Source organism: Rhizobium sp. A37_96 (assembly GCF_053521765.1).
Genome location: NZ_JBNWDS010000001.1, coordinates 876,567 through 902,573, shown reverse-complemented (window position 1 = coordinate 902,573; position 26,007 = coordinate 876,567). Strand labels below are relative to the sequence as shown.

The following is a 26,007-nucleotide window of genomic DNA, read 5'->3' as shown; positions in this document are numbered from 1 at the left end:
CATTTTCGAGAATATGATCGTAAAGCATGATAAACCGCTTCTGGATTGGATCATATTTACTCGAGCAGACAGGGATTTTGGTCGATGAGTGCGCCGTGGAAAGATGTTGTGCTGGAAAACGTGCCTACGGGGCCGGTGGCAGCTCGGATCTATAACGGCGAAGGTTTGAAGAAGGCGGCGCCTCTCGTGCTCTATCTGCACGGCGGCGCTTTTCTCGACACCGATCACGCGACCAACAGACCGGTAGCGGCGAGCCTCGCGGAGGCCGGCGCCATCGTGGTTGCAGCGGATTATACGAGCTGCAATCAGAATGCTTTTCCGAAGGTGCTCGAATGCGCCTACGGAATTCTTGCCTACCTCAGCAACAAGCGGAACATGCTTGCGTTGGGTGGGGCGAAAAAATCGCTGTTGTTTGTCGCCGGAGAGGAATCGGGTGGCAATGTCGCAGCGGGTGTCGCTTTAAAGGCGCGCGATCAGATACCCGGTTCGTTAGACGGACAGGTTTTGATTTCGCCTCTGCTCGATCCCTTCATGGGATCGAAATCTTTCCTCCAGGCGGAGGAAAGCGGCATGCGCGAGCGCTGGACGGAGGGTTGGAACCGTTACCTGGGTTTCCTGGGCGGTGTCTGTCACCCTTATGCCGCGCCTCGATACTGTTCGCGGCTTTCGGGCCTCGCGCCGGCATTGGTGCTCACGGCCGAGGACGACCCGCTCCGCGACGAGAGCATGGAATACGGCAGTCGGCTGAAAGCGGCCGGCGTCCGTGTTCGCCAGCAAGTCCTTCCCGCCGGGACAGGCTGGCCCACACTCTACGGCGGGCAGTCGAAGGACAGGGCCTCGTGGCAGCAGGATATCTGCTGCTGTTTCAAGGGCTTTGTCGAAGACGTGCAGGCTTGATCGACCAGGGTATTCCGTCCGCAAGGGATAAGCGCGGATGGGATGAAACGTCGAAGGCACAAGACCGGAGCAATAGTCACGCGCATGCGCGACGCTTCGGCCCCCCGATTTATTGAGACGATAGGAATTTTCGGCCCCGTATCCCAAGACGGAGCCAAAGGAGAGACCAACATGAAGTCCAACGGTAAGAGCTGGGCCCTGTGGGGCGCCGGCATGGGTGTTGCTGCGACTGTTGCAGGCGCGGCCTTCTATCTGGAGCTGCCACGCGGCGCTCAGGCAACCGAGGCGGCCAGCCAGGCGGCCCCGCCTGCCATTCCCGTCACCGTTGCTGCCGTCGAACCGCGCGACGTTACGGCTTGGCAGGAATTTTCCGGCCGGCTCGAGGCTATAGACCGTGTCGAGATCCGGCCGCGCGTCGCTGGCGCCATCCAGTCCGTGCATTTCCGCGAAGGTGCCCTGATCAAACAGGGCGACCTGCTGGTGACGATCGATCCCGCACCCTATGAGGCGGCCGTCGCCCAGGCTCAGGCCGAGGTCGGAGCAGCAAAGGCCAAGCTCGATCTCGCCAAGGTCGAGGTCGATCGCGGCCAGAAGCTCTCCGACAGCAAAACGATCTCGCAGAGCGACATGGACACGCGCGCCAGCAACTATGCCGAGGCCGTTGCCAATCTGAAGGCCGCCGATGCGGCTCTGCAGACGGCGCAGCTCAACCTCGACTACACGCAGGTCCGCGCCCCGATCGCCGGTCGCGTCGGCAAGATCGCCGTCACCGTCGGCAACCTCGTGGCCGCCGGGTCTTCTTCTCCGGCGCTGACGACGCTCGTTTCGGTCGATCCGATCTATGCGAGCTTCAGCGCCAACGAGCAGACCGTGACCCAGGCCCTGGCCGAACTGCCGGCAACCGGCGGCGCTGTTCCGCCGGTCGAGCAGATCCCGGTCCAGATCGGCACGGCAAGCGATGACGGCACGCCGATCAAGGGCAAGCTGCAGCTGATCGACAACGAAGTCGACGCGGCGAGCGGCACCGTCAGCGTTCGCGCCGTCTTTGACAATCCCGGCGGCCGTCTCATCCCCGGTCAGTTCGTGCGGGTTCGCATGGGCCAGCCGAAGGCCGAGAGCAAGCTCGTCATCAGCGACCGCGCAATCGGCACCGACCAGGACAAGAAGTTCGTCTTCGTGGTTGATGGCGACAACAAGGTCAATTACCGGCAGGTCCAACTCGGTTCGCTGGTCGATGATCAGCGGGTGATCGAGGACGGCCTGAAGGTCGGCGAAAAGGTCGTTGTCAACGGGCTGCAGCGCATCCGTCCCGGTGCAGTCGTCGCCCCGCAGCTGGCAGAGAAGGTCGCGACCGCTCAATAAGACTTCGCCTTCTGCCCATGGGCGGAAGGCCGACATTCCAATTCGCATGATCCGCCGGCGGCTCTGAATTCGCCGGCCAGGGATTTTGCATCCGTTTTTACCCCGGAGAGGGCTTTGCTATGAACATCTCCAGATTCTTTGTCGACCGCCCGGTCTTTGCCGGTGTTCTTTCGGTCCTCATCGTGGTCGCCGGCCTGATCGGCCTCAGGGCGCTGCCGATCTCCGAATATCCGGAGGTTGTGCCGCCGTCGATTGTCGTGCGCGCCACTTATCCCGGCGCCAACCCGACCGTTATTGCCGAAACGGTGGCGACGCCGCTCGAAGAGCAGATCAACGGCGTCGAGGGCATGCTCTACATGTCCAGCCAGGCGACGTCCGACGGCGTTCTCAACGTGACGGTCACTTTCAAGCTCGGCACAGATCCGGACAAGGCGCAGCAGCTCGTGCAGAACCGCGTTTCGCAGGCTGAGCCGCGCTTGCCCGCGGAAGTCCGTGCCCTCGGCATCACGACCGTCAAAAGCTCGCCAGACTTCATCATGGTCGTCAACCTCGTCTCGGACGGGGCCGACCACGACATCACCTATCTGCGAAACTATGCAACCTTGAACGTCAAGGATCGGCTTGCCCGCATCGAAGGCGTCGGGCAGGTGCAGGTCTTCGGCGCCGGCGACTATTCCATGCGCGTCTGGATCGATCCGCAGAAGGCGGCCGAGCATAATCTTGCCGCCAGCGACATCAGCAATGCGATCAGCTCACAGAACGTCCAGGCTGCGGCCGGCATCATCGGTGCTTCGCCCAGCCGGCCGGGCGTGGATATGCAGCTCAACGTCAATGCCCAGGGCCGCCTGCGCACGCCCGAGGAATTCGGCAACATCATCGTCAAGACAGGGGCCAACAGCGAGATCACCCGCCTTCGCGACGTCGCTCGCGTCGAGCTGGGTGCGGAAGACTATACGCTGCGTTCGCTGCTCGACGGCAAGCCGGCCGTTGCAGTCGCGGTTCTCCAGGCACCCGGTTCGAACGCGATCGAGATCGCCAACAATGTGCGCTCGACCATGAACGAGCTGCAGCTGGCCATGCCGGCGGGCGTCAAGTACGAGATCGTCTACGACACGACAAAATTCGTCCGCGCCTCTATCGAGAAGGTGATCGACACGCTGCTCGAAGCCATCGCGCTGGTCGTCCTCGTCGTCATCCTGTTCCTGCAGACATGGCGCGCCTCGATCATCCCGCTGATCGCCGTTCCGGTGTCGATCATCGGCACATTCGCCGTGATGTATGTCTTCGGCTTTTCGATCAACGCGCTCAGCCTGTTCGGCCTGGTGCTGGCGATCGGTATCGTCGTGGACGACGCGATCGTGGTGGTCGAGAACGTCGAACGCAATATCGAGAACGGGCTCAGTCCGCGAGACGCCACCTACAAGGCCATGAAGGAAGTCTCCGGCCCGATCATCGCGATCGCGCTGGTTCTCGTCGCGGTCTTCGTGCCGCTTGCCTTCATCTCCGGCCTGTCCGGCCAGTTCTACCGCCAGTTCGCCCTGACGATCGCGATCTCGACCGTCATCTCGGCCTTCAACTCGCTCACCCTGTCTCCGGCGCTCGCATCCCTGCTCCTGAAGGGCCATCATGCGCCGAAGGATCGGTTGACGCGGGTCATGGACGCGATCTTCGGCTGGTTCTTCCGCGGCTTCAATCGGGCCTTCGGAGCCGGTTCGAAATACTACGGCAAGGGCGTCGGCGGCCTGCTGTCGCGCAAGAGCATCGTCATGGTGATCTATCTTGCGCTGGTAGGAGCGACCTATAGCCTGTTCACAACGGTTCCGGGCGGTTTCGTGCCGTCGCAGGACAAGCAGTATCTGATCGGCTTCGCACAGTTGCCGGATGCAGCAAGCCTCGACCGTACGGAAGACGTGATCAAGCGCATGACGGACATCGCGCTGAAGCAGCCAGGCGTCGCCAATGCGATCGCCTTCCCGGGCCTGTCGATTAACGGCTTCACCAATTCCTCGAATGCCGGTATCGTTTTCGTCACGCTGAAGGACTTCGATGAGCGTAAGACGCCCGACCTTTCGGGCGGTGCGATCGCCATGGCGCTGAACCAGAAGTTCGGGGTCATCCAGGATGCCTTCATCGCCATGTTCCCGCCACCGCCGGTCAACGGTCTTGGCACGACAGGCGGCTTCAAACTGCAGATCGAGGATCGCGCCGGCCTCGGCAACCAGGCGCTCGACCAGGCGGCCAAGGCCGTGATCGCCAAGGCCTACCAGACACCGGAACTCGCCGGGATCTTCTCGAGCTTCCAGATCAATGTGCCGCAGCTCTTTGCCGATCTCGACCGCGCCAAGGCCGAGCAGCTCGGGGTCTCCGTCACCGACGTCTTCCAGACGCTGCAGATCTATCTCGGTTCGCTGTATGTGAACGACTTCAACGCCTTCGGCCGCACCTACAGCGTCCGCGTGCAGGCCGATGCCAAGTTCCGCGCTCAGCCGGAAGATATCGGCCAGTTGAAGGTTCGTTCGGCATCGGGCCAGATGATCCCGCTTTCGGCTTTGCTGAAGGTCGATGCCACCACCGGTCCTGAGCGTACGAACCGCTATAACGGCTTCCTTGCGGCCGACATCAATGGCGGCCCGGCACCCGGCTTCTCGTCGGGCCAGGCACAAGTGGCGATCGAGAAGATTCTGCATGAGACGTTGCCGGCCGGTATAGACTTCGAATGGACGGACTTGACCTACCAGCAGATTCTGGCCGGCAATTCCAGCGTCGTCGTCTTCCCGCTGGCGCTGCTGCTGGTCTTCCTGGTGCTCGCCGCTCAATACGAGAGCCTGACCTTGCCGCTCGCCATCGTCATGATCGTGCCGATGGGCGTATTGGCGGCGCTGACCGGCGTCTGGCTCACGGGTGGGGACAACAACATCTTCACCCAGATCGGCCTGGTGGTGCTCGTCGGCTTGTCGGCGAAGAACGCGATCCTGATCGTGGAATTCGCCCGCGAGCTGGAATTCGAAGGCCGCACCCCCGTCAAGGCGGCAATCGAGGCCAGCCGCCTGCGTCTTCGCCCGATCCTGATGACCTCCATGGCTTTCATCATGGGCGTCGTGCCGCTGGTCACCTCGACGGGTGCCGGTGCCGAGATGCGCGCCGCCATGGGTGTCGCCGTCTTCTCCGGCATGATCGGCGTCACCTTCTTCGGCATCTTCATGACGCCGGTCTTCTATGTGCTGATCCGCAGCCTGACGGGCAACCGTCCGCTGAAGCAGCATCATCATAACGACAACGATCATTCGGCGGAGGTACTCCCGATCGCCGCCGAATAGAGGCCGTGCCGAGCGGTACTCCAGTGCTCGACATGCCATGGGCGGGACCGAAAGGTCCCGCCTTTCGCTTTTTGAGCGGTACTTTTATTCTGCTGGCTGACTTCATCTTTCGGAGAATTTGCCGCATGGCCGCTGATTTCCTTTGCATGCTGGCACCATAGGTTTATCAAGCTCTTGGATGAGTTGACTGACGTACGTCGAGCGTGGGGAGCCGCCAGTGGGCCAGGAGGGGTTTGAGGGCGATAGCGGGCAGAAGGTCGTTGCCGGATGCGCCGGCATGATCGGCCGCGATGCCGACTCGAGCCCTGTGCATTCCAATTCGAAGGATAGTCTATGAGCGGCAGGAAGATCGCTTTTCTCGGGACGGGGTTGATGGGCGCGCCGATGGTCCGGCGGCTGCTGGCTGCCGGCTTTGCCGTGACCGTCTGGAATCGCGACCGGAGCAAGGCCGAGCCTCTGGCTGCCGATGGCGCGACCGTCGCGGATACGGCGGTGGAGGCGGCGCGGGGAGCATCGATACTTTTCACCATGCTCACCAACGGCGGTGCCGTCAGCGAAGTTCTGTTCGGCAGCGGCGTTGCCGAGGTGCTGGAGGCCAGCGCTACCGTGATCGACACCAGCTCGATATCGCCAGCCGTTGCCCGTGAGCATGCGGCAAAACTTGCCGAGCGCGGCCTTCATCATATCGATGCTCCCGTATCGGGCGGCGTGGTCGGGGCTTCAGCCGGAACGCTTGCGATCATGGCCGGTGGCGAAGCCGACGTCATAGACGGTGTCCGCGATGCCATGGCGCCGCTCGGCCGTGTCACACGCGTCGGCCCGAGCGGCACCGGACAGCTGGCAAAGCTCGGCAATCAGCAGATCGTCGCGGTGACCATCGGCGCTGTTGCCGAAGCCATGCTGCTGGTCGAAGCCGGCGGCGGATCGCGGGAAGCTTTTCGTGCCGCCATTCGCGGCGGCTTTGCGGAAAGCCGGATCCTGGAGCTGCATGGCCAGCGGATGATCGAGCGCAATTTCGAGCCGGGCGGAACCGCCCGCAACCAGTTGAAGGATCTGGATACCGTTATTGCCGCCGCTGAGAGCCTGTCCCTTCGACTGCCTCTGACGGAAGCGGTCAGGGCGGAGTTTGCCGAGTTCGTCGAGAATGGCGGCGGCGAGCAGGATCACAGCGGTCTGCTGCAATATCTGGAAGACAAGAATGCCCGAGGAAAGGCTTGAGGAAGAGATGAGCGATAAGGGTGCATCCAAGCGTCGTCTGCGTTCGCAGGACTGGTTCGACAATCCGGATCATATCGATATGACCGCGCTCTATCTCGAGCGCTTCATGAACTATGGCATCACGCCGGAAGAGTTGCGGTCGGGCAAGCCGATCATCGGCATTGCGCAGAGCGGCAGCGACCTGACGCCCTGCAACCGCCATCACCTCGATCTTGCCAAGCGCGTGCGCGACGGCATTCGCGATGCCGGCGGCATTCCGATCGAGTTCCCGACCCATCCGATCTTCGAGAACTGCAAGCGCCCGACGGCAGCGCTCGACCGCAATCTTGCCTATCTCGGCCTGGTGGAGGTGCTTTACGGCTATCCGATCGACGGCGTGGTGCTGACGACCGGCTGCGACAAGACCACGCCATCGGCGCTGATGGCGGCTTCCACCGTCAATATCCCGGCAATCGTTCTGTCCGGTGGCCCGATGCTCGATGGCTGGCATGACGGCGAGCTTGCCGGCTCCGGCATGGCGATCTGGCGCTCGCGCCGCAAGCTGGCGGCCGGCGAAATCGACGAGGAGGGCTTTCTGGAGGCTGCACTCGCGTCCGCTCCCTCGGTGGGGCACTGCAACACCATGGGAACGGCATCGACCATGAACGCGATGGCCGAGGCGCTTGGCATGTCGCTGACCGGCTGTGCCGCCATCCCCGGCGCTTATCGCGAGCGTGGCCAGATGGCCTATCGCACGGGAAGACGGGCGGTCGAGCTGGTATTGGAAGATATCAAGCCTTCCGACGTTCTGACGCGTGAGGCCTTCCTCAATGCCATCCGCGTCAATTCCGCCATCGGCGGCTCGACCAATGCGCAGCCGCATCTGGCTGCCATGGCCAAGCATGCCGGCGTCGAGCTTTACCCCGACGACTGGCAGGTGCATGGCTTCGACATTCCGCTGCTGGCCAATGTGCAGCCGGCGGGCGCCTATCTCGGCGAGCGCTTCCATCGCGCCGGCGGCGTTCCGGCGATCATGTGGGAACTGCTGCAGGCGGGCAAGCTGGAGGGCAACTGTCCGACGGTGACGGGCAGGACGATGGCGGAGAACCTGAAGGGTCGCGAGGCAACCGATCGCGAGGTCATCCGTCCCTTCGCCGAGCCACTGAAGGAGCGCGCCGGCTTCCTCGTGCTCAAGGGCAATCTCTTCGATTTCGCGATCATGAAGATGAGTGTCGTGTCGGAGGATTTCCGCAGCCGCTATCTGCAGGAGGCCGGCCACGAAGGGGTCTTCGAGGGCAGGGCTGTCGTTTTCGATGGCTCCGAGGATTACCACAAGCGCATCAACGATCCGGATCTCGGTATCGACGAGAGGACCATTCTGGTCATCCGCGGCGCCGGGCCGATCGGCTGGCCGGGGTCAGCGGAGGTCGTCAACATGCAGCCGCCGGATGCGCTTCTGAAGCGCGGCATCCGCAGCCTGCCGACCATCGGCGATGGCCGTCAGTCGGGCACGGCAGACAGTCCCTCGATCCTGAACGCTTCGCCGGAAAGCGCTGCCGGCGGAGGGCTTGCCTGGCTCAGGACCGGCGACATCATCCGCATCGATTTCAACCACGGCCGTTGCGACATGCTGGTGGACGAAGCGGAGATCGAGCGACGCAAGGGTGACGGCATACCGCCGGTCCCGCCGGACGCGACCCCGTGGCAGCGCATCTACCGCCGTTCGGTCACGCAGCTTTCCGATGGTGCCGTGCTCGATGGCGCCGCCGATTTCCGCAATATTGCCGCCGTTCCGCCCCGGCATAATCATTAGCCGGGGTCTCGGCACGCCAATGCGCCGCCATTAAAGTTCGTGAAAGGGAGTAGTGCATATATATTTAGCGGCAGTTATGCGGTCTCTTCAAATTCCGAAGGGGGTGGAGCTCTTTGGCAGAGACGACATCAGGGCGAAGCGAGGAAGAGTTCCAGGACCTTTTGAGAAGGCTGGAGCTGGCGCTGGAGGCGTCTCAAATCGGCGTCTGGCAGCATAACGTCAACGACCAGGAACTGCTCTGGGATCTCCAGATGCATAGGCTCTACGGAACCCGCCGCCACAATCGAAGGGTTTCGTCCGATGTCTGGATGAAGGCGCTGCATCCCGAGGATCTCGAAAGGGCGATCAGGGACTTTGACGTTGCCCTGGAGAACAAGGGGTTCTATAATTCCCAATTCCGCATCCTCCTGCCCGGTGGGGAGGTGCGGCACCTGCGCTCCCGCGCGCATTATTACGAAGGCCCAGACGGAGCGCCGTCGTTCATCGGCGCCGAATGGGATGTCACGGCCGACGTTCTGCTCAATCGCGAACTCGCCAGCCAGAAGGCCATCGCGGAAGCGCGCGCCGTGGCGCTCGAGCAGAGCCGATCGCGGATCGAGCATGCCGCCGATCACGACTACCTGACCGGCCTTCCCAACCGCCGCTATTTCGACCGCCGGCTGGCCGAATTGCGCAAGGACGCCTCGGTCGAGACCTTGGCGGTTCTTCACATCGATCTCGACGGTTTCAAGGAGATCAACGACAAATGGGGTCATGCGGCCGGCGACGCGACGCTGCAGAGCGCCGCCGCCCGCATCTCCGGGGCGATCACCGCCAATGATGTCGTGGCGCGCATCGGCGGCGACGAATTCGTGACCGCATTGGTCAATGTCGGCAGCCTCGAAAGGCTTGCGGCGATCGCGGACGATATTTTCTCGCGCTTGCGCCGCGAGGTGCGCTTCGGCAACGAGATGCTGAAGATCGGCGCGTCCATCGGCGTGGCGATGAGCCAGGCGAAAAGCGCGGGAAACCTCCTGGCGGAATCCGATGTCGCCCTGTTTCAGGCCAAGAAACTCGGCCGCAACCGCGTGGAGTTCTTTACGCCGCAGCTTCAGTCCGATCTGCAGGCCGAACGGCGGCTTGCCGATGAATTGCGGCTGGCGCCGGTCTTGCGCCAGATCGAGCCCTTCTATCAGATCCAGGTGGATGCCCGCACCCGCAGCATCGTCGGGCTGGAAGCTCTGGCGCGCTGGCGGCATCCGGAAAGAGGCCTGATGAGCCCGGCTGCCTTTCTCAAGGTTGCCGATGAATATGGGCTTACTGCCGAGATCGATGCCGCCGTGCTGAAGCGTGCGCTGGCAGACCGGGCGGCCTGGGTGTCGCAGGGTCTTTCGCCGCCGCGCATCGCCGTCAACATCTCCGGCCGCCGGCTGGCCGATCCGGATCTGATCGATGGATTGCGGGCGCTGAGAATACCTCGCCAGGCCATCGCATTCGAGCTGGTGGAGACCATCTTTCTCGACGATCCCGACGACAGGGTGCTTGCCAATATCGCCGGCATCAAGGAGATGGATATCGATATAGAGATCGACGATTTCGGCTCGGGCCATGCGTCATTGATCGGCCTGGTCAAGCTCAAGCCAAAACGGTTGAAGATCGATCGGCAGCTGGTGACGGCGATCACCGTATCCGACGAACAGCGTCGCCTCGTCGGTTCCATCGTCGAGATTGCACAGGCTTTGAATGTCGAGGTCGTGGCCGAAGGGGTGGAAACCGAGGATCACGCACGCGTTCTTGCCGAGCTGGGCTGCGACGAGCTTCAGGGCTACGCTATCGGTTATCCTGTCTGCGAGAGCGAGACCGCCGCTTTGCTGAAATCGACCCTGGCAGGAAGCCGGGGTCGATCTTCGAGCGGCGGTGGCGTACGGGCTACTGAATCTGTAGGGCAAGGATCAGACCGTAGCTGATGGCGCCCAGCGTCAGCAGCGACAGCGTGGCTGCCGCGATCACCCTGCCGCCGGCATGGGCGACGGAGCGGATGTTTACCAAGAGACCGAGCGCAGCCATGGCGATGACGGTCAGGATGCCGGAAACCGTTTGCATCGGTGCTACCAGAGCATCCGGGATGAGGCCGAAGGAGCGCAGGGCCATCAGTCCGAGAAAGCCGCAGATGAACCACGGAACCAGCGAGTGGTGGTGGCCGGTGCGTCCGTCCGTGCCGGCTGTCTCGGCCTTGGTGATGACGCCGAGCAGGAAGATGACCGGACCGAGCATCAGGACGCGGACGAGCTTGACGAGCGTGCCGGTCTGGACAGCAAGCAGGCCGACGGGAGCGGTCGCGGCCAGCACCTGCGGCACGGCATACACCGTCAGGCCGGCCAGGGTGCCGTATTGCGGAACGCTCATGCCGAGATGGAAATAGAGAAGCGGCAGCAGGAACACGGCTGCGATACCGAGGACGGCGGTGAAGGCGAGGGCTGCGGCGATTTCCTGCGAATCCGCCTCGATTACCGGTGCAACGGCGACGATAGCCGAGTTGCCGCATATCGAATTGCCGCAGGCGATCAGCGTTGCGAGCTTCGGCGGCAGACCAAGCACCCGCCCGATCATATAGGTGGCGGCGATCGACAGGACGACGACGATGGCGATCCCGGCAATCAGCCAGACGCCCGCACCGCGGATCGCCGACAGGCTGATGGAGGCGCCGAGAAGGACGATGGCGATTTCCAGGAGGAACTTGGCGCTGAAATCGATGCCCGGCTTCATGGTCGGCTTCAGCGGCTTGATCGTGCAGACGACGATGCCGAGCGCTATGGCAAGCACCAGACTTTCGATCCATCTGCCGCCGAGAAGGCTGGTTTCAACATGCTCTGCTGCATAGGCTAGAAGGGCTACGGCCGAGGTGAGCGCGAGGCCTGGGAGGATCATATTTGCGCGTTGGGTAATGGACATATCGTGCCGTCATTCGTTTGTTATGCTTTGGTGACGGTAGGAAAGTCTCATCTGTCTATGTCGACATCCATCGAATATTATCCTATGTTTCGTTCGATTAATTAGAATGATTTCCCATGACCTTCGAGCAGCTCGCCATTTTCGTCGCCGTCGCCGAGCGGGAGCATCTGACGCAGGCCGCGGAAGCCATCCATCTCACGCCGTCTGCCGTCAGCTCCGCGATCAAGAATCTCGAGGCCTACTACGGCGTGGAACTCTTTCATCGCGTCGGCAGGCGGATCGAGCTGACGGAGACCGGCCGCTCCTTCCTCGGCGAAGCCAAGGCGACGCTTGCGCGGGTGCGCTCGGCAGAACTCATGCTTGCGGAATTGGGCGGGCTGCAGCGCGGCCGGCTCAGCCTCTATGCCAGCCAGACCATCGCCAGCTACTGGCTGCCGCCCTTGCTGATGCGGTTCCATCGCGATTATCCCGGCATCGAGCTCGACCTGACGATCGGCAATACCCGTACCGTGACAGAGGCCGTCGTCGATGGCGGGGCCGAGCTGGGTTTCATCGAGGGCGAGGTGGATGCGCCCGCCTTGTCGATGAAGATCGTCTCGCAGGATGCGCTTGCCATCGTCGTGCCGCCGCACCATCCCTGGGCGGACGGCCGGCAACTGACGGCCGCCGATCTTGTCGGCGGCACCTCCTGGGTGATGCGCGAGGAGGGGTCGGGCACGCGTTCGGAATTCGAGAATGCAGTCGCCAAGCTTGGCGCGGCACCGCAGGATCTCGATGTGGCTCTCGTGCTGCCGTCGAATGAAGCCGTGCTGTCGGCGGTTTGCGTGGGCCAAAGCGCGGCGGCTATTTCAAGCGCGGCGGCGAAGGCCTATCTCGGTCAGGGCCTGCTGATCCAGGCGACATTCGATCTGCCCGCCCGCAGCTTCCGGCTGCTGCGCCATAAGGAGCGTCATGCCAGCAAGGCGGCGCAGACGCTCGAGGCCATGTGCAAGAACTATCGCAAGTCCATCGCCTTCGATGAGGATGAGCATAGCCTGTCGCTTGAGGCCGACACGAGCGCCTAGCTTCGATGCTGGTTGCCTGGGCTGATCGAAGAACCGAGGCGGTCTAGCGGCGCTCCGCTCGCTGCCTGTTGGCGATGACCAGCTCGATCTCGTTGCGGTCCAGCATGGCGCGGATGTCGGCCGGAGGCGTGTCGTCGGTAACCAGTACGTCAAAGGATGCCGGTTCGCTCAGCACGATCGGCGCGCTGCGTCCGAACTTGGCGCTGTCAGCGACGACGATGCGATTTTCGGCGCGGCCGGCCGCCTCCCGGGAATATTCGGCCTCTTCGAGGTCATGCAGCATGAAACCCGAAGCCGCATTGATGGCGCCGACCGAAAGGACGGCGTGGCGAACATTGAAACGGCGCAGGAAATTGGCGGCCTCCATGCCGAAGGCGCCGCCGTCGTGGCCGCGCAGCTCGCCGCCTGCAAAGAAGACGCGGTTGCCGTTGCGGGTGGCAAGCGCGTGGGCGACGGCAACGGCATTGGTGACGACGAAGAGGTTCTGGTGCTTCTGCAGCGCGACGGCAATGAAGGCGGTGGTCGAGCCGACGTCGAGAAAGATTGTGTCGCCGTCCTCGATCATGGCGGCGACCGAGGCTGCGATCATCCGCTTGGCTTCGGCATTCTCGTTCATGCGCAGATGCAGCGGCGGCTCGTTCATCGAGTCCTTGATATGGACCCCGCCATGCACCTTGGTCACCAGCCCGTTGGCTTCCAGGCTGCGGATGTTGCGCCGAATGGTTTCCTCGGAAACGCCGAGCCGTTCGGCCAGGAACTGTATGCGGCTTGCGCCGCCGGCCAAGCGCAGTTCCTCCAGGATCTCGCGTTCGCGATGATTGGAGTGAAGCGGCTGGGATGTGCCCGACATGGTCCTTGATCCTACTGAGGTATTGATCCCAAAACGTGTGTTACCCGCGAAACCGCGGTCTTGCCGCCGGCAGAGACGTCAACGCGCACAACCCGATCCGGTTGCCTCGCGCTTGAGTTTTTAAGACAAATCTCACCTACGGTGAAGCGTCGTATTTGCAATATCCATAGCTCATACGCTGGGAGTTTGTCGCTTGAATCCAACAAAAAACCAAATATTCGTTTCATTTTGTGGATCGGTTCTTGACAGCTCTGCTTTTGTGAGGAACCTTTCTCATCCGAAGGATGCTCGGCAGTAGCACCGGAGGGGGAATGACTGCGACGCCGGAAGACAGGATACAGTCTCTCGCCATTTGGAACGGGCCGATCGAGATCGCCCCGCTGGTGGGCGGCATTACCAATCGCAACTATCTGGTCGGCAATGCGGGCCGACGCTTCGTCGTCAGGCTGGGGTCGGACATTCCCGTTCACCACATCAGCCGGGTCAACGAGGTCGCGGCGAGCAGGGCTGCCCATGCTGCCGGCCTGTCTCCCGCCGTCATCCATCACGAGCCCGGCATACTGGTGCTTGACTATATCGATGCGGGGCCGCTGTCCGCGGAGGATATCCGCGAGCCTGCGATGATGGCGCGGGTGGTGAATCTCGTCCGCTCCTGCCATCGCGATGTCGGCCGGCATTTTCGCGGCTCGGCGGCGATCTTCTGGGTCTTCCATGTGGTCAGGGACTATGCGGCCGCCTTGGACGCGGGCGGCAGCCGGCACAAGGCGCTGTTGCCTGCCTTTCTGGAGATCGCCGAGCGGCTCGAACGCGAGGCCGGTCCGTTCGAGATCGCCTTCGGCCACAACGATCTGCTGGCCGCCAATTTTCTCGACGACGGCAAGCGGCTTTGGCTGATCGATTGGGACTATGCCGGTTTCAACACGCCGCTTTTCGATCTCGGCGGCCTTGCCTCCAACAACGAATTCTCCGAGGCGCAGGAAGAGGCGATGCTGGAAGCCTATTTCGAGGCTGGCGTCAGCGACGATCTGCGCCAGCGCTATCAGGCGATGAAATGCGCCTCGCTCCTGCGCGAGACGATGTGGAGTATGATCTCGGAAATCCATTCCGACATCGATTTCGATTATTCTTCCTATACAGCTGAAAATCTGCGGCGGTTCGAGAGCGCCTGGCAGAGCTTTCGCAACTCTTGAGGTGACACGATGAAGGAACTGCCGACCACAGCGAAGACCGTCGTCATCGGCGGCGGCATCATCGGCTGCTCGACGGCCTACCATCTCGGCAAGCTCGGCTTCACCGATACCGTGCTGCTGGAGCGCAAGAAGCTGACCTCGGGCACGACGTTCCATGCCGCCGGTCTCGTCGGCCAGCTGCGCACCAGCGCCAACATCACGCAGATGCTCGGCTATTCCGTCGATCTCTACAAGAAACTGGAGGCCGAGACCGGGCTTGCCACCGGCTGGAAGATGAATGGCGGTCTGCGCCTCGCCTGCAACGAAGAGCGCTGGACGGAGGTCAAGCGGCAGGCGACGACGGCGCAGTCCTTCGGCCTGCAGATGCATCTGCTGACGCCGCGGGAGGCGCTCGATCTCTGGCCCTTGATGGATGTCGACGACCTCGTCGGCGCCGCCTTCCTGCCGACCGACGGCCAGGCCAATCCCTCCGATATCACCCAGGCGCTGGCGAAGGGCGCCCGCATGGCCGGCGTCTCGATCTTCGAGGATACGGAGGTTCTCGATCTGGAGATCGACAAGGGCCGAATCCGCGCGGTCATCACCGAGAAGGGCCGTATCGAATGCGAGCGCGTCGTCGTCTGCGCGGGGCAATGGACGCGGACGTTCGCCGCCCGTTTCGGCGTCAATGTGCCGCTCGTCTCGGTCGAGCATCAATATCTCATCACCGAATCCTTCGGTGTGCCCTCCAACCTGCCGACGCTGCGCGACCCGGACCGGCTGACCTATTACAAGGAAGAGGTCGGCGGGCTGGTCATGGGCGGCTATGAGCCGAACCCGATCCCTTGGGCGCTCGACGGCATTCCAAAGGATTTCCACTACACGCTGCTCGACAGCAATTTCGATCATTTCGAGCAGATCATGGAGCAGGCGCTCATCCGCGTGCCGGCCTTGCAGACGGCGGGCGTCAAGCAGCTGCTGTGCGGTCCGGAGAGCTTCACGCCCGATGGCAATTTCATTCTCGGCGAGGCGCCGGAACTGAGGAATTTCTTCGTCGGCGCCGGCTTCAATGCCTTTGGCATCGCGTCTGCCGGCGGCGCAGGCATGGCGCTTGCCGAATGGGTGGCCAAGGGCGAGCCGCCCTACGATCTCTGGCCGGTCGATATCAGGCGCTTCGGCCGCCCGCATTTCGACACCGACTGGGTGCGCACCCGCACGCTCGAGGCCTATGGCAAGCATTACACCATGGCGTGGCCCTTCGAGGAGCATTCGAGCGGGCGGCCATGCCGCAAGTCACCGCTCTACGATCGCCTGAAGGCACAGGGCGCCTGCTTCGGCGAAAAACTCGGCTGGGAGCGGCCGAACTGGTTTGCCGATCTTTTCGCCGGCGAGGAGCCGAAGGACATCTATACTTATGGCCGTCAAAACTGGTTTGATGCCGTCGGCCGGGAGCATAAGGCGGTGCGCGAGGCGGCCGTCGTCTTCGACCAGACCTCCTTCGCCAAATTCGTGCTCAAGGGCAGGGATGCCGAGGCAGCGATGTCCTGGATCGCCGCCAACGATGTTGCCAAGCCTGTGGGTGCCTTGACCTATACGCAGATGCTGAACGACCGGGGCGGCATCGAGTGCGACGTGACTGTCGCCCGCACTGCCGAGAACGAATTCTACATCACCACGGGCACCGGCTTCGCCACCCATGATTTCGATTGGATTGCCCGGAATATTCCGGCCGACCTGCACGCCGAACTGGTGGACGTGACCTCGGCCTATTCGGTGCTGTCGCTGATGGGGCCGAAATCGCGCGAGATATTGCAGGCCGTGACCTCGGCGGACGTTTCGAATGCCGCATTCCCCTTCGGCAAGGTGAGGACCGTCGGCATTGCCGGCTGCCCGGTGCGGGCGCTACGCATCACCTATGTCGGCGAACTCGGCTACGAGTTGCATGTGCCGGTGGAATACGCCGCTACCGTCTACGATGTGCTGATGGCAGCCGGGCGTGAGCATGGCCTCGCCAATGCCGGCTATCGCGCCATCGAAAGCTGCCGGCTGGAGAAGGGCTATCGTGCCTGGGGTTCCGATATCGGGCCGGATCATACGCCGATCGAAGCCGGGCTCGGCTGGGCGGTGAAGATGAAGAAGGATGTCGCATTCCGCGGCAGGGAAGCGATCGCGCGGCAGCTGGCCTCCGGCGTGAAGAAGATGCTCGCCTGCTTCGTGCCCGACGATCCGGAGATCGTGCTTCTCGGCCGCGAGACGATCTACCGCGACGGGCAGCGTGTCGGCTGGCTGTCGAGCGGCGGCTACGGCTACACGATCGGCAAGGCCATCGGCTACGGCTATGTCCGCGATCCCGGCGGCGTGACGGAGGATTTCGTGCTGTCGGGTCGCTATGAGCTCGATGTCGCGCAGAGCCGCGTGCCGTGCCAAGTGTCGCTGAAGCCGCTTTACGATCCGCAGATGGCGCGCATCAAGGCGTGATTGCGAAAGGGACTTGTCCGGCCGGCATGATGTGGGCTCGTAACAGATCTCATCAACCTGCGCGGGATGGTGAGATTGGACGGTATCCGCCAGAAGCGGCCGTCCGGCCGTATGACATGAGCCTTAGCCGGGCCTGGTGCTTCCCGCATCTACTATCGCCTGAACAACAAGAGCGATGCGTTTGTCGCGCATGCCGGGCCTAACGCGGCCCGAACGTTCGAGCTCAGCAAGCCCGTGAAGGGCTGCCCAGAAAGTCTCGGTTGCCGTCTCCGCATCAGCGCAGAACGGAGACACGGCTGCGGCAATTGCGTCGAAACCGGCTCTAAGCTCCGATCTCGTTTCAGCTTCGGCGAACTTCAATTGGGTCGGCAGGTTGAACATGGCGTCGTAGAGCGCCGGCCGGCTCAGCGCGAAGGTAAAATAGCCCATGGCGACGTTCATGAGGGCGTCTCGTCGTCCAGCTGCCTCGTCTGCCGCTGCCTTGAGAACGATCGCGAGATCCTTGAAGCCTTCGATTGCAACTGCCGCAACGATGGCATCCCTGTTTTCGAAATGCGAATAGAGAACTGGCTGGCTGTATTCGATTTCCTTAGCCAGACGGCGAATCGTAACGGCGTCCCATCCTTCGCTTTCCGCGATCATACGCGCCGCCTCGACGATGCGATCTTCCCGTTCGGCCCGTTCTCGACTTTTCCGGTCTGCGCCACTCATTCCAGGATCTCCATGCCCGTAAGGCAACTATGCGCCGAAATTATAACGGCGCTTGACTAACTAGCAACGCTAAGGCAATAACTAGCAATGATAGATTATATTGCATCGCTAGGAGAATTGCAAAATGTACTGGCTTGTTAACGGCATCGGTTTGCTTGTGGCCCTCGCGATTATCGCGATCGGCACCAGCTATATTGCGAACCCAATGGCCACGACGCGCAGTTTCGGCCTGCCGCCGCCTGAGGATGGTCCAAATATCCCCTGGTGGCTTCGCCTCAAGGGCGTTCGCGACATCGTAGCGGGATTGCTCGTGCTTGCATTTATGCTGTGGGGTGCCCAGCGGGAGGTCGGCATCGTCCTTCTGGTCGAAGCGATTATCCCCGTCGGCGACATGCTGCTCATTCTCGCGGCGAAAGGCTCCGGCAAAAGCGCCTTCGGCATTCACGGCCTCACGGCGGCGATTATGGTCCTGGCTGCCATCCCCATGACGTTTGGGGAGTTCTGAGATGGTTCATGTTCTTTCAATCTGGTTCCTGATCGTCGCATTCGCTGGCGCCGGCATTGTCAACGCGATCGGTGCCGCCGGTGCGCGAAACGAATTCGCTCGATGGGGCTATCCGCGTTGGTGGAATATCCTGACCGGTGGCCTGGAGATAGCGAGCGCCGTCCTGATTGCGTTTCCTGTCAGCCGCATCGTCGGCGTAGTGCTCGGGGCGGTAATCATTGCGGCGGCGCTATCAACTGTCCTGCGTCACCGCGAGTATGCACATCTTGCGCCGTTGAGTGTCTTTGTCACCTTGATCGCTCTTGTCGCGATCTCATCCTAGGCGCTGCCAGCAACGCCGCTTGCCTGCGACGGGCCGAAGACCGCCGTTGCCGGCAAGGGGTGCCTAAGATCCGGATCAGGCCGCTCCGCTTCGAAAACTGTGATCTCCCGCCATCGCGTCAGCCATTTTCTTGACACGCCGCCGCTTTCATCCTCAATCGACAGGCTGACAACAGACGGAGGCGAAAGACGATGGCGGAAGCGGGCATCAAGCTGGAAGAGAGCTGGAAAGAGGCGCTGTCGCAGGAGTTCGAAAGCCCCTACATGCAGCAGCTCAAATCCTTTCTCGTCGAGGAGAAGCAGCGTGGCAAGGTGATCTTTCCGCGTGGCAGCGAGTATTTCCGGGCGCTGGACCTGACCCCGCTCGACGAGGTGCAGGTGGTCATCCTCGGGCAGGACCCCTATCACGGCGCCGGCCAGGCGCATGGGCTCTGCTTCAGCGTGCGTCCCGGCGTGCGCATTCCGCCGTCGCTGGTCAATATCTACAAGGAACTGGAAACCGATCTCGGCATTCCGCCGGCACGGCACGGCTTTCTGGAAAGCTGGGCGAAGCAGGGCGTGCTGCTGCTCAACAGCGTGCTGACGGTCCAGGAATCGCAGGCGGCATCGCACCAGGGCAAGGGCTGGGAGCGCTTCACCGACGCCGTGATCCGCAGGGTCAACGACGAATGCGACGGCGTCGTCTTCATGCTCTGGGGCTCCTACGCGCAGAAGAAGGCCGCCTTCGTCGATACCGAGCGCCATCTGGTGCTGAAGGCGGCGCATCCTTCGCCGCTGTCGGCCCATAACGGCTTCCTCGGCTGCCGTCATTTTTCCAAGGCCAACGCATATCTCTCCGAACACGGCAGGGAGCCGATCGACTGGACCCTGCCGAGCAATCCGGACGCTCCGTAAGGTGTCGCTTCTCGGAAGCGCGGCTGCGGATCGGTGAACGATCGGAGTTTTTCGTTCACTCATTGAAGACAATCCGTTTGGCTATTGGGGGCTATCGAAAAGGGCCTCGCGAGACCATCTTCTGCTCATGAGAAACGCCTGCCGGTGCAGGCGAGACAAGGGGTTAGAGATGCTTAACCAGATCAAAGGTCTTCACCACGTTACCTCGATGGCGGAAGACGCCCGGACCAACAACAAGTTCTTCACGGACACGCTCGGCCTGCGCCGCGTCAAGAAGACGGTGAATTTCGATGCGCCCGATGTCTATCACCTCTACTATGGTGACGAGATCGGTACGCCCGGCACGATCATGACCTACTTCCCGTTTCCGAAGATGGCGCGTGGTCGCCCAGGCACCGGCGAAGTCGGCAGCACGGTTTACTCCGTTCCGGAGGGCGCAATCGGTTATTGGACCGAACGGCTCGGCCAGCATGGCGTCGAGGGCTTGAAGGTTGACGAATCCTTCGGCCAGAAGCGCCTGCATTTTGCCGGCCCGGATGGCGATGGCTTCGCTCTCGTCGAGGTCAAGGACGACAAGCGTCTGCCGTGGACGCATAACGGCGTCGATGCCGAACATGCCATCAGGGGTTTTCATTCCGTCGCCATGCGGCTGCGGGACGAGGGCGCCACGGCCGAGCTGCTGAAATACATGGGCTATGAGGTGGTCGATACGCATGAAGGCGTCAAGCGGCTCGCCATGCCTGGCGGCAACGGTGCCGACTATGTCGACCTCGAAACCATGCCGAATATCAACCGTGCGCTTCCGGGTGCCGGCTCCGTCCACCATGTCGCCTTTGCCGTCGAGAACCGCGCAAAGCAGCTCGAAGTGCGCAAGGCGCTGATGGACACGGGCTATCAGGTCACGCCGGTCATCGACCGCGATTACTTCTGGGCGATCTACTTCCGTACGCCAGGCGGCGTGCTGTTCGAAGTCGCCACCAATGAACCTGGCTTCAACCGCGACGAGGATACGGCTCATCTCGGCGAGGCGCTGAAACTGCCCGAGCAGCATGCGCATCTGCGCGGCCTGATCGAGCAGCACCTCGAACCGCTGGAAGGCTAATCCAGGGGAGGACATCATGACGGATACGAGTTATGTGCACCGGCTGAAGGCCGGTGCATCCGGAAAGCCCATTTTCTTCACGTTCCATGGTACCGGCGGCGACGAGAACCAGTTCTTCGATTTTGCTGCCCGGCTGCTGCCGGACGCGACCATCGTATCGCCGCGCGGCGACGTTTCCGAATACGGTGCGGCACGTTTCTTCCGCCGGACAGGCGAGGGCGTCTACGATATGGCCGATCTTGCCCGGGCCACGGAAAAGATGGCAGCCTATGTTTCGGAAATGGCGGCGCAATACGGAGCATCGCAGGTGCTTGGCCTCGGCTTTTCCAACGGTGCCAACATCCTCGCCAACGTTCTGATCGAGCATGGCGATCTGTTCGATGCATCGGTGCTGATGCATCCGCTCATCCCGTTCCAGCCGAAGGACAATGCCAGGCTGCAGGGCAAGCGCGTGTTGATCACGGCGGGCGAGCGGGATCCGATCGCGCCGGCGCCGGTGACCAAGGCGCTGGCCGATTACTTTGCGCGTCAGGATGCCGAAGTCACGCTCGACTGGCATCCGGGCGGCCACGATATTCGCCCCAACGAGATCGAGGCCATCCGCACCTTCCTTGCTCCCTATGCCTGAGCGCGGCCAATGACCGGATCACGCGGCGGAAGACCTCTGTCGCGTGGTTTGCTATTTGCCGATCAGCCGGAGCATCGCCTTCGCCTGCGAGGCGGCAGCGAGCTTTCCCTTCTCGTCGATATAGTCCGTTCCGCAGAAGCGGCTGAGATTGGTAAAATCCATGCTGTCCGGCAGAGCGTGATTGGCTTCGGCTATGACCATGCGCCAGGCGCAACCGAGCATCTTGTCGGGCTGGATCGCTCCGTCGCAACCGGTGCTCAGGCATAAAGCGACATGTTTCTGCGCGCGATATCCGCCTGCGATGGCTTCCTCGTAATCGATCTTCCAGCTGTCGCGCGTATGCTCGCAGCGGGCCGGATTGCTGCTCTGGCTGCATTGCACCGTCTTATCGACATAGGTCTGCGCCGGCGGCCACAATGGACCGTCGACCAGGCTGACGCAGCCGCATGCAAATAAAGTGGCCGACAGCAGGCGCAACTGATTCTCCTTCGACCGGGATCGCCAGAAACCTAAAGCGATCGCAAATATGTGCAAGATCAATATGATCTTGCCAACAGCGGCGAGGCGGAGGGAGCTGGCCCGATCGGATGAACGGGCATTGGCCGTGGCCTTCCTGCAACCCTCGTCATCTTCCGGCACGAGCGACAGGTCGCGGCGCAAGCTTGGCTTGTGGGCATCGTTGCCGCCCGCTAATGATCTGCCACCAAGGGGCGGGGGATTCCATCGTGACGCTGGCGGAACAGCAACAATACAGGCTGGGCGTGATTTATGTCGCGCTTTCGGCGCTTGCCTGGTCGACGTCCGGCCTGTTCGTGCGAGCGATCCATGCCGATCTCATGACCATTCTGTTCTGCCGCGGAATCGTCTCCGGTCTCGGGGTGTTCACCCTGTTTTTCTATATCGAGCGCCGCAACGCCTTCCGCATCCTGCGCTCCATGCGCGGCCCGTCGCTGGCGGCAACGATCTTTTCCGCGGCGTCCATGATCAGCGGCATCGGCTCGATCTACTATACGTCGGTTGCCGATGCCATGGTCATCTACGCGACGGTGCCCTTCGTCACCGCAGGGGTCGCGTTCCTTTTCATCGGCGAGCGTCCGAATATGAGGACGCTTGTTGCCAGCGGCATTGCTTTCATCGGCGTGCTCGTGATGCTTTCCGGACATGGGAGTGACGGCGGCAGCTGGCTCGGCAAGGGGCTTGCTGCCATCATGACGCTGACCGTCGCCGCCCTTGCGGTCATCATGCGCCAGCACCGCAATGTGCCGATGCTGCCGGCCATGGCGCTTTCCGCGTGGCTGTGTTCCTTCGTTACCTTCTGGTTCGCTTCGCCGCTTTCGATCTCGGGCCAGGACCTCGGTCTTATCATCGCCTTCGGTATCGTTCAGAATGCGATGGGCCTCAGCCTCTATACGTTCGGTTCCCGGCTCGTCCCGGCTTCCGATGCCGCCCTGCTGACCGCGCTGGAGGTTCCTCTCACTCCGCTGTGGGTCTGGATGGTCTTTGCCGAGCGTCCCTCGACTGCGACGCTGATCGGCGGCCCTATCGTCCTGGCCGCGCTTTTTGGACATATCCTGTTGGAAGTACGGCGAAATCGAGTGGTAACCTCGGCGAAGGCGCATTGACCGTCTTGCTCCTTTCATCTCAAAATGCTGAAATTCGCTTAGTCATCAGGAGTCGGAATCGATGAAAAAGGTATTCAATCCCCCATCCGTCCGCCGCCCTTTCGGCAACTACAATCATGGCCTGCTGGTGCCGCCGGGCGCCAGCCTTCTGGTTACGTCCGGCCAGCTCGGCATCGGTCTCGACGACCGCATTCCGGCCGACGTCACGGCCCAGGCCGAGATGTGCTTCGAGGCGCTTAGGGCCATCCTAGACGAGGCCGGCATGAGCTTTGCCGACGTCATCCGCATTTCCGGCTTCGTCACCACGCGAGAGGATTTCCCCGCCTATATGGCCGTGCGCGACCGCTACATCCTGGATCCGAAGCCCGTTTCCACATTGCTGATCGTCGGCGGCTTTACCCGAGCCGAGTTTCTGGTGGAGGTCGAGGTCACGGCGGCGAAGGTGATGTGACCCTTCGCAGCGGTTTCGGCTTCTCAATCGATGCTGGCAGATCGACACCGTCGATCTGCAGGAGACGAGCATGACTCAGAATATCTACGACGATCCAGGTTTCTTCGCAGGCTATAGCCGCCTTCAACGTTCGGTCGACGGGCTGGCAGGGGCGGCGGAATGGCCGGCCATGCGCGCATTGCTGCCTGACATGAAAGGCCTCGATGTCGCGGATCTGGGCTGCGGGTTTGGCTGGTTCTGCCGCTGGGCCGCCGAGCAGGGAGCCGCCGGTGTTTTGGGACTCGATGTCTCGGAGAAGATGCTGGAGCGGGCGCGCTGCGAGACGATGGATATGCGTGTTCGCTATGACCGGGCCGATCTGGAGAAGCTCCGGCTTGCCAGGGCGAGCTTCGATCTCGTCTATAGTTCGCTGGCCTTCCACTATATCGAGGATTTTGCCGGGCTTCTGGCAACGATCCGTCAGGCGCTGAAGCCGGGCGGGCGGCTGATCTTCTCGATCGAGCACCCGATCTACATGGCGCCGCGGCAACCCGAATGGCAGGTCGATGCCGAGGGCGGCAATATCTGGCCGCTCAGCGCCTATCAGATCGAGGGCAAAAGGCTGACGAACTGGCTTGCCGAAGGCGTCGTCAAGCAGCACCGCACGATGGCCACGACGCTCAACCTGCTGATCAAGTCCGGTTTCATCATCGCCCATGTCGAGGAGTGGTCGCCGAGCGATGACGATCTTGCCGCCCATCCGGATTGGGTGACCGAGCGCGAGCGGCCGATGTTTCTGCTGATTTCCACCCAGACCTGACGGCGGATTTCGCCGAGTTGCACAGAGGTTTTTTAGGCGGCATTTTTCGGGATGCGGTGCGCTTGGCTATCTTTCTGTTTGTTGATAGTTTTTATAGAGAATTAATTGCTCGCCGGATACGACTTCCGTAAAATGTCGTTTCTTGAGATGTGCAGGCCCGTCCAATAGCCTAGCCTGACCGATGCGCGTTGGGGGATATGGAATGAACATGAAGACGTCCGTGGCCGTAGAGAAGGCAGTGGCCGTCGCCGATCCCGATATCGCGCGCGCAGAGTTTCGTAACGCCATGGCACGGATGGCCGCCGCCGTGAACATCGTCACGACCGATGGCCCCGCCGGGCTGGCCGGCTTTGCGGCAACCGCCGTCTGCAGCGTCACGGACAATCCACCCACCTTGCTCGTCTGTCTCAATCGCGGGGCGTCCGTTCATCCCGCCGTGACGCAGAACGGCGTGCTGTGCGTCAACGTCTTGTCGGAGGCACATCAGGATTTGTCGCGGCTTTTCGGCGGCAAGACGCCGGTTGCGGAGCGGTTCGCCGCCGCTGCATGGTCGGCGCTGGCGACCGGTGCGCCTGTGCTTGAGGATGCGCTTGTGTCGTTCGATTGCCGCATCGTGCGTCAGGCCGATGGCGGAACGCACGACATCCTTCTCTGCGAGGTCGATGCCATTCGCCGGCGCGACAACGGACAGGGGCTCGTCTATTTCGACCGGGCCTATCACCCGGCCGGTTAAAGCAATTCCGGAAAAAATGCGCGGCGGCTTTCCGTCCGGAATCGCGTAAAAACAAGGAGATGGAGCGGCGCCACGATTCCGAGAAGCGCGGAACCGCTCCGGCAGATTTCCTCAGTAATTTTCCTGATACCACTCGACGAAGCGGCGTACGCCTTCGTCAACCTCGATCTGCGGCTTGAAGCCGGTCAGCGCCACCAGCAGGTCCGGCACGGCATAGGTGTTGTGCACGTCGCCGGGCTGCATCGGCAGCATCTTGCGGATTGCCTGCTTGCCAAGCATCGTCTCGATGGTTTCGACAAAGCTCATCAGGCCAACCGGTTGACCGCCACCGATATTGACGACGCGGAAGGGCGCATTTTTCGACAGGGTATCGATAATCGTATCCGATACCACCCGGTTCTCCTCCGAGGGCACGACGCCGATCAGGCGCACTATGCCTTCGACGAGATCGTCGATATAGGTGAAATCGCGGCTCATCTTGCCTTCGCCGTAGATTTCGATCGGCCTGTCGTTGCGGATGGCATCGACGAATTTGAACAGCGCCATGTCCGGACGGCCCCAGGGGCCGTAGACCGTGAAGAAGCGGAAAGCGGTGGTCGGCACATGGAAGAGATGGGCGTAGCTGTGCGCCATCAGTTCCATGCTCTTCTTGGTCGCGGCATAGATCGTCATCTGCTCGTCGGCCTTGTCGCTTTCGGCAAAGGGGATCTTTTCGTTGGCGCCGTAGACGGATGAGGTTGATGCCAGCAGCAGGTGCTTGGGCTGCAGGTTTCTTGCCAGTTCCAGCACGTTGAATGAGCCGGTGACGTTGGAATCGACGTAGGAACGCGGGTTTTCGAGGCTGTAGCGCACGCCGGCCTGGGCGGCGAGGTGGACGATTACGTCAGGTTCGGCGAGTTCCGCCGCGTGATCGAGCGCCGCCTTGTCCTCCAACATGCCGGTCACGGCCTTGAAGCCGTTGGAACGCGCGAGGATGGCGGTCCGCTTCTCCTTGAGCCTGACGTCGTAATAGGGCGTCATGCCGTCGAAGCCGACGACGAAATGGCCCTCGTCGAGCAGGCGCCTGGCAAGATGGAATCCGATGAAGCCGGCGGTGCCGGTGATGAGATAGCGCATGGAGCGGCCTTTGCTGAGAGCATTTCCAGGAAAAGTGCGTAGCGGTT

At 62.0% G+C, this 26,007-nt stretch carries 23 protein-coding genes; 18 read left to right on the top strand and 5 right to left on the bottom strand.

What is annotated here, in order from left to right:
* The first annotated feature begins 84 nt into the window (after positions 1-84).
* The 6 genes from ACQZ6J_RS04360 (at position 85) to ACQZ6J_RS04335 (ending at position 10,532) form a co-directional block, all read left to right on the top strand.
* On the top strand, positions 85-897 hold the full coding sequence (locus ACQZ6J_RS04360; RefSeq protein WP_163986485.1) for an alpha/beta hydrolase fold domain-containing protein: 813 nt from the start codon (positions 85-87) through the stop codon (positions 895-897).
* Positions 898-1,068: 171 nt separating this feature from the next.
* Positions 1,069-2,259: an efflux RND transporter periplasmic adaptor subunit gene (locus ACQZ6J_RS04355; RefSeq protein WP_163986484.1), complete on the top strand. Its 1,191-nt coding sequence runs from the start codon at positions 1,069-1,071 to the stop codon at positions 2,257-2,259.
* A 119-nt stretch (positions 2,260-2,378) separates the two neighbouring features.
* A complete protein-coding gene (locus ACQZ6J_RS04350) occupies positions 2,379-5,576 on the top strand; it encodes an efflux RND transporter permease subunit (protein WP_449082193.1) in 3,198 nt (1,065 codons plus the stop codon).
* A gap of 333 nt (positions 5,577-5,909) precedes the next feature.
* Positions 5,910-6,794, top strand: a complete 885-nt coding sequence (locus tag ACQZ6J_RS04345) for an NAD(P)-dependent oxidoreductase (protein WP_449082191.1) — start codon at positions 5,910-5,912, stop codon at positions 6,792-6,794.
* Positions 6,795-6,801: 7 nt separating this feature from the next.
* On the top strand, positions 6,802-8,586 hold the full coding sequence (locus tag ACQZ6J_RS04340; protein ID WP_449082772.1) for an IlvD/Edd family dehydratase: 1,785 nt from the start codon (positions 6,802-6,804) through the stop codon (positions 8,584-8,586).
* A gap of 113 nt (positions 8,587-8,699) precedes the next feature.
* Positions 8,700-10,532: a bifunctional diguanylate cyclase/phosphodiesterase gene (locus ACQZ6J_RS04335; protein WP_449082189.1), complete on the top strand. Its 1,833-nt coding sequence runs from the start codon at positions 8,700-8,702 to the stop codon at positions 10,530-10,532.
* Here the strand turns inward: ACQZ6J_RS04335 and ACQZ6J_RS04330 are convergent.
* Complete coding sequence (locus tag ACQZ6J_RS04330) at positions 10,495-11,517, bottom strand: YeiH family protein (protein ID WP_449082187.1); 1,023 nt, start codon at positions 11,515-11,517, stop codon at positions 10,495-10,497. The two genes, ACQZ6J_RS04335 and ACQZ6J_RS04330, sit on opposite strands and share 38 nt — an antisense overlap.
* Positions 11,518-11,633: 116 nt before the next feature.
* Here ACQZ6J_RS04330 and ACQZ6J_RS04325 point away from each other — a divergent pair, with 116 nt between their 5' ends.
* Positions 11,634-12,581 carry a LysR substrate-binding domain-containing protein gene (locus tag ACQZ6J_RS04325; RefSeq protein WP_449082185.1) on the top strand — a complete coding sequence of 316 codons (948 nt, stop codon included), beginning with the start codon at positions 11,634-11,636 and terminating at the stop codon, positions 12,579-12,581.
* Positions 12,582-12,624: 43 nt separating this feature from the next.
* Here ACQZ6J_RS04325 and ACQZ6J_RS04320 read toward each other — a convergent pair whose 3' ends face one another.
* Positions 12,625-13,431 (bottom strand): DeoR/GlpR family DNA-binding transcription regulator, encoded by an 807-nt coding sequence (locus ACQZ6J_RS04320; protein WP_163986478.1) that lies wholly within the window; start codon positions 13,429-13,431, stop codon positions 12,625-12,627.
* A 311-nt stretch (positions 13,432-13,742) separates the two neighbouring features.
* Here ACQZ6J_RS04320 and ACQZ6J_RS04315 point away from each other — a divergent pair, with 311 nt between their 5' ends.
* Positions 13,743-14,621 (top strand): phosphotransferase, encoded by an 879-nt coding sequence (locus ACQZ6J_RS04315; protein ID WP_449082183.1) that lies wholly within the window; start codon positions 13,743-13,745, stop codon positions 14,619-14,621.
* A gap of 9 nt (positions 14,622-14,630) precedes the next feature.
* The gene (locus ACQZ6J_RS04310; RefSeq protein ID WP_449082181.1) at positions 14,631-17,078 is read left to right on the top strand and encodes a GcvT family protein; all 2,448 of its coding nucleotides are present in this window, start codon (positions 14,631-14,633) and stop codon (positions 17,076-17,078) included.
* Positions 17,079-17,201: 123 nt separating this feature from the next.
* Here the strand turns inward: ACQZ6J_RS04310 and ACQZ6J_RS04305 are convergent, their stop codons facing one another.
* Positions 17,202-17,789 carry a TetR/AcrR family transcriptional regulator gene (locus ACQZ6J_RS04305; protein WP_449082179.1) on the bottom strand — a complete coding sequence of 196 codons (588 nt, stop codon included), beginning with the start codon at positions 17,787-17,789 and terminating at the stop codon, positions 17,202-17,204.
* 124 nt (positions 17,790-17,913) lie between these two features.
* On the opposite strand from ACQZ6J_RS04305, the gene ACQZ6J_RS04300 reads away from it, so the two are divergent.
* From ACQZ6J_RS04300 to ACQZ6J_RS04280, 5 genes are all read left to right on the top strand, one after another.
* Positions 17,914-18,294, top strand: coding sequence for a DUF4267 domain-containing protein (locus ACQZ6J_RS04300; protein WP_449082177.1), 381 nt, complete (start codon positions 17,914-17,916; stop codon positions 18,292-18,294).
* A gap of 1 nt (position 18,295) precedes the next feature.
* The gene (locus tag ACQZ6J_RS04295; RefSeq protein WP_163986473.1) at positions 18,296-18,616 is read left to right on the top strand and encodes a DoxX family protein; all 321 of its coding nucleotides are present in this window, start codon (positions 18,296-18,298) and stop codon (positions 18,614-18,616) included.
* A 191-nt stretch (positions 18,617-18,807) separates the two neighbouring features.
* Positions 18,808-19,509, top strand: a complete 702-nt coding sequence (gene ung / locus ACQZ6J_RS04290) for a uracil-DNA glycosylase (RefSeq protein ID WP_449082175.1) — start codon at positions 18,808-18,810, stop codon at positions 19,507-19,509.
* Between the two features lie 169 nt (positions 19,510-19,678).
* Positions 19,679-20,611 carry a VOC family protein gene (locus ACQZ6J_RS04285; RefSeq protein WP_449082173.1) on the top strand — a complete coding sequence of 311 codons (933 nt, stop codon included), beginning with the start codon at positions 19,679-19,681 and terminating at the stop codon, positions 20,609-20,611.
* Between the two features lie 16 nt (positions 20,612-20,627).
* Positions 20,628-21,239 carry an alpha/beta hydrolase gene (locus tag ACQZ6J_RS04280; RefSeq protein ID WP_163986470.1) on the top strand — a complete coding sequence of 204 codons (612 nt, stop codon included), beginning with the start codon at positions 20,628-20,630 and terminating at the stop codon, positions 21,237-21,239.
* A gap of 51 nt (positions 21,240-21,290) precedes the next feature.
* Here the strand turns inward: ACQZ6J_RS04280 and ACQZ6J_RS04275 are convergent, their stop codons facing one another.
* Complete coding sequence (locus ACQZ6J_RS04275) at positions 21,291-21,716, bottom strand: hypothetical protein (RefSeq protein WP_163986469.1); 426 nt, start codon at positions 21,714-21,716, stop codon at positions 21,291-21,293.
* 248 nt (positions 21,717-21,964) lie between these two features.
* On the opposite strand from ACQZ6J_RS04275, the gene ACQZ6J_RS04270 reads away from it, so the two are divergent.
* The 4 genes from ACQZ6J_RS04270 (at position 21,965) to rutF (ending at position 24,844) form a co-directional block, all read left to right on the top strand.
* Positions 21,965-22,861: a DMT family transporter gene (locus ACQZ6J_RS04270; RefSeq protein ID WP_449082170.1), complete on the top strand. Its 897-nt coding sequence runs from the start codon at positions 21,965-21,967 to the stop codon at positions 22,859-22,861.
* Positions 22,862-22,922: 61 nt separating this feature from the next.
* Entirely contained in the window at positions 22,923-23,312 is a 390-nt protein-coding gene (locus ACQZ6J_RS04265) for a RidA family protein (protein WP_449082168.1), read from the top strand.
* Positions 23,313-23,382: 70 nt separating this feature from the next.
* A complete protein-coding gene (locus tag ACQZ6J_RS04260; RefSeq protein WP_449082166.1) occupies positions 23,383-24,111 on the top strand; it encodes a methyltransferase domain-containing protein in 729 nt (242 codons plus the stop codon).
* A gap of 202 nt (positions 24,112-24,313) precedes the next feature.
* Positions 24,314-24,844: an NADH-dependent FMN reductase RutF gene (gene rutF, locus ACQZ6J_RS04255; RefSeq protein WP_204326503.1), complete on the top strand. Its 531-nt coding sequence runs from the start codon at positions 24,314-24,316 to the stop codon at positions 24,842-24,844.
* Between the two features lie 111 nt (positions 24,845-24,955).
* Here the strand turns inward: rutF and ACQZ6J_RS04250 are convergent, their stop codons facing one another.
* A complete protein-coding gene (locus ACQZ6J_RS04250; protein WP_449082164.1) occupies positions 24,956-25,960 on the bottom strand; it encodes an NAD-dependent epimerase in 1,005 nt (334 codons plus the stop codon).
* Positions 25,961-26,007 lie beyond the last annotated feature (47 nt).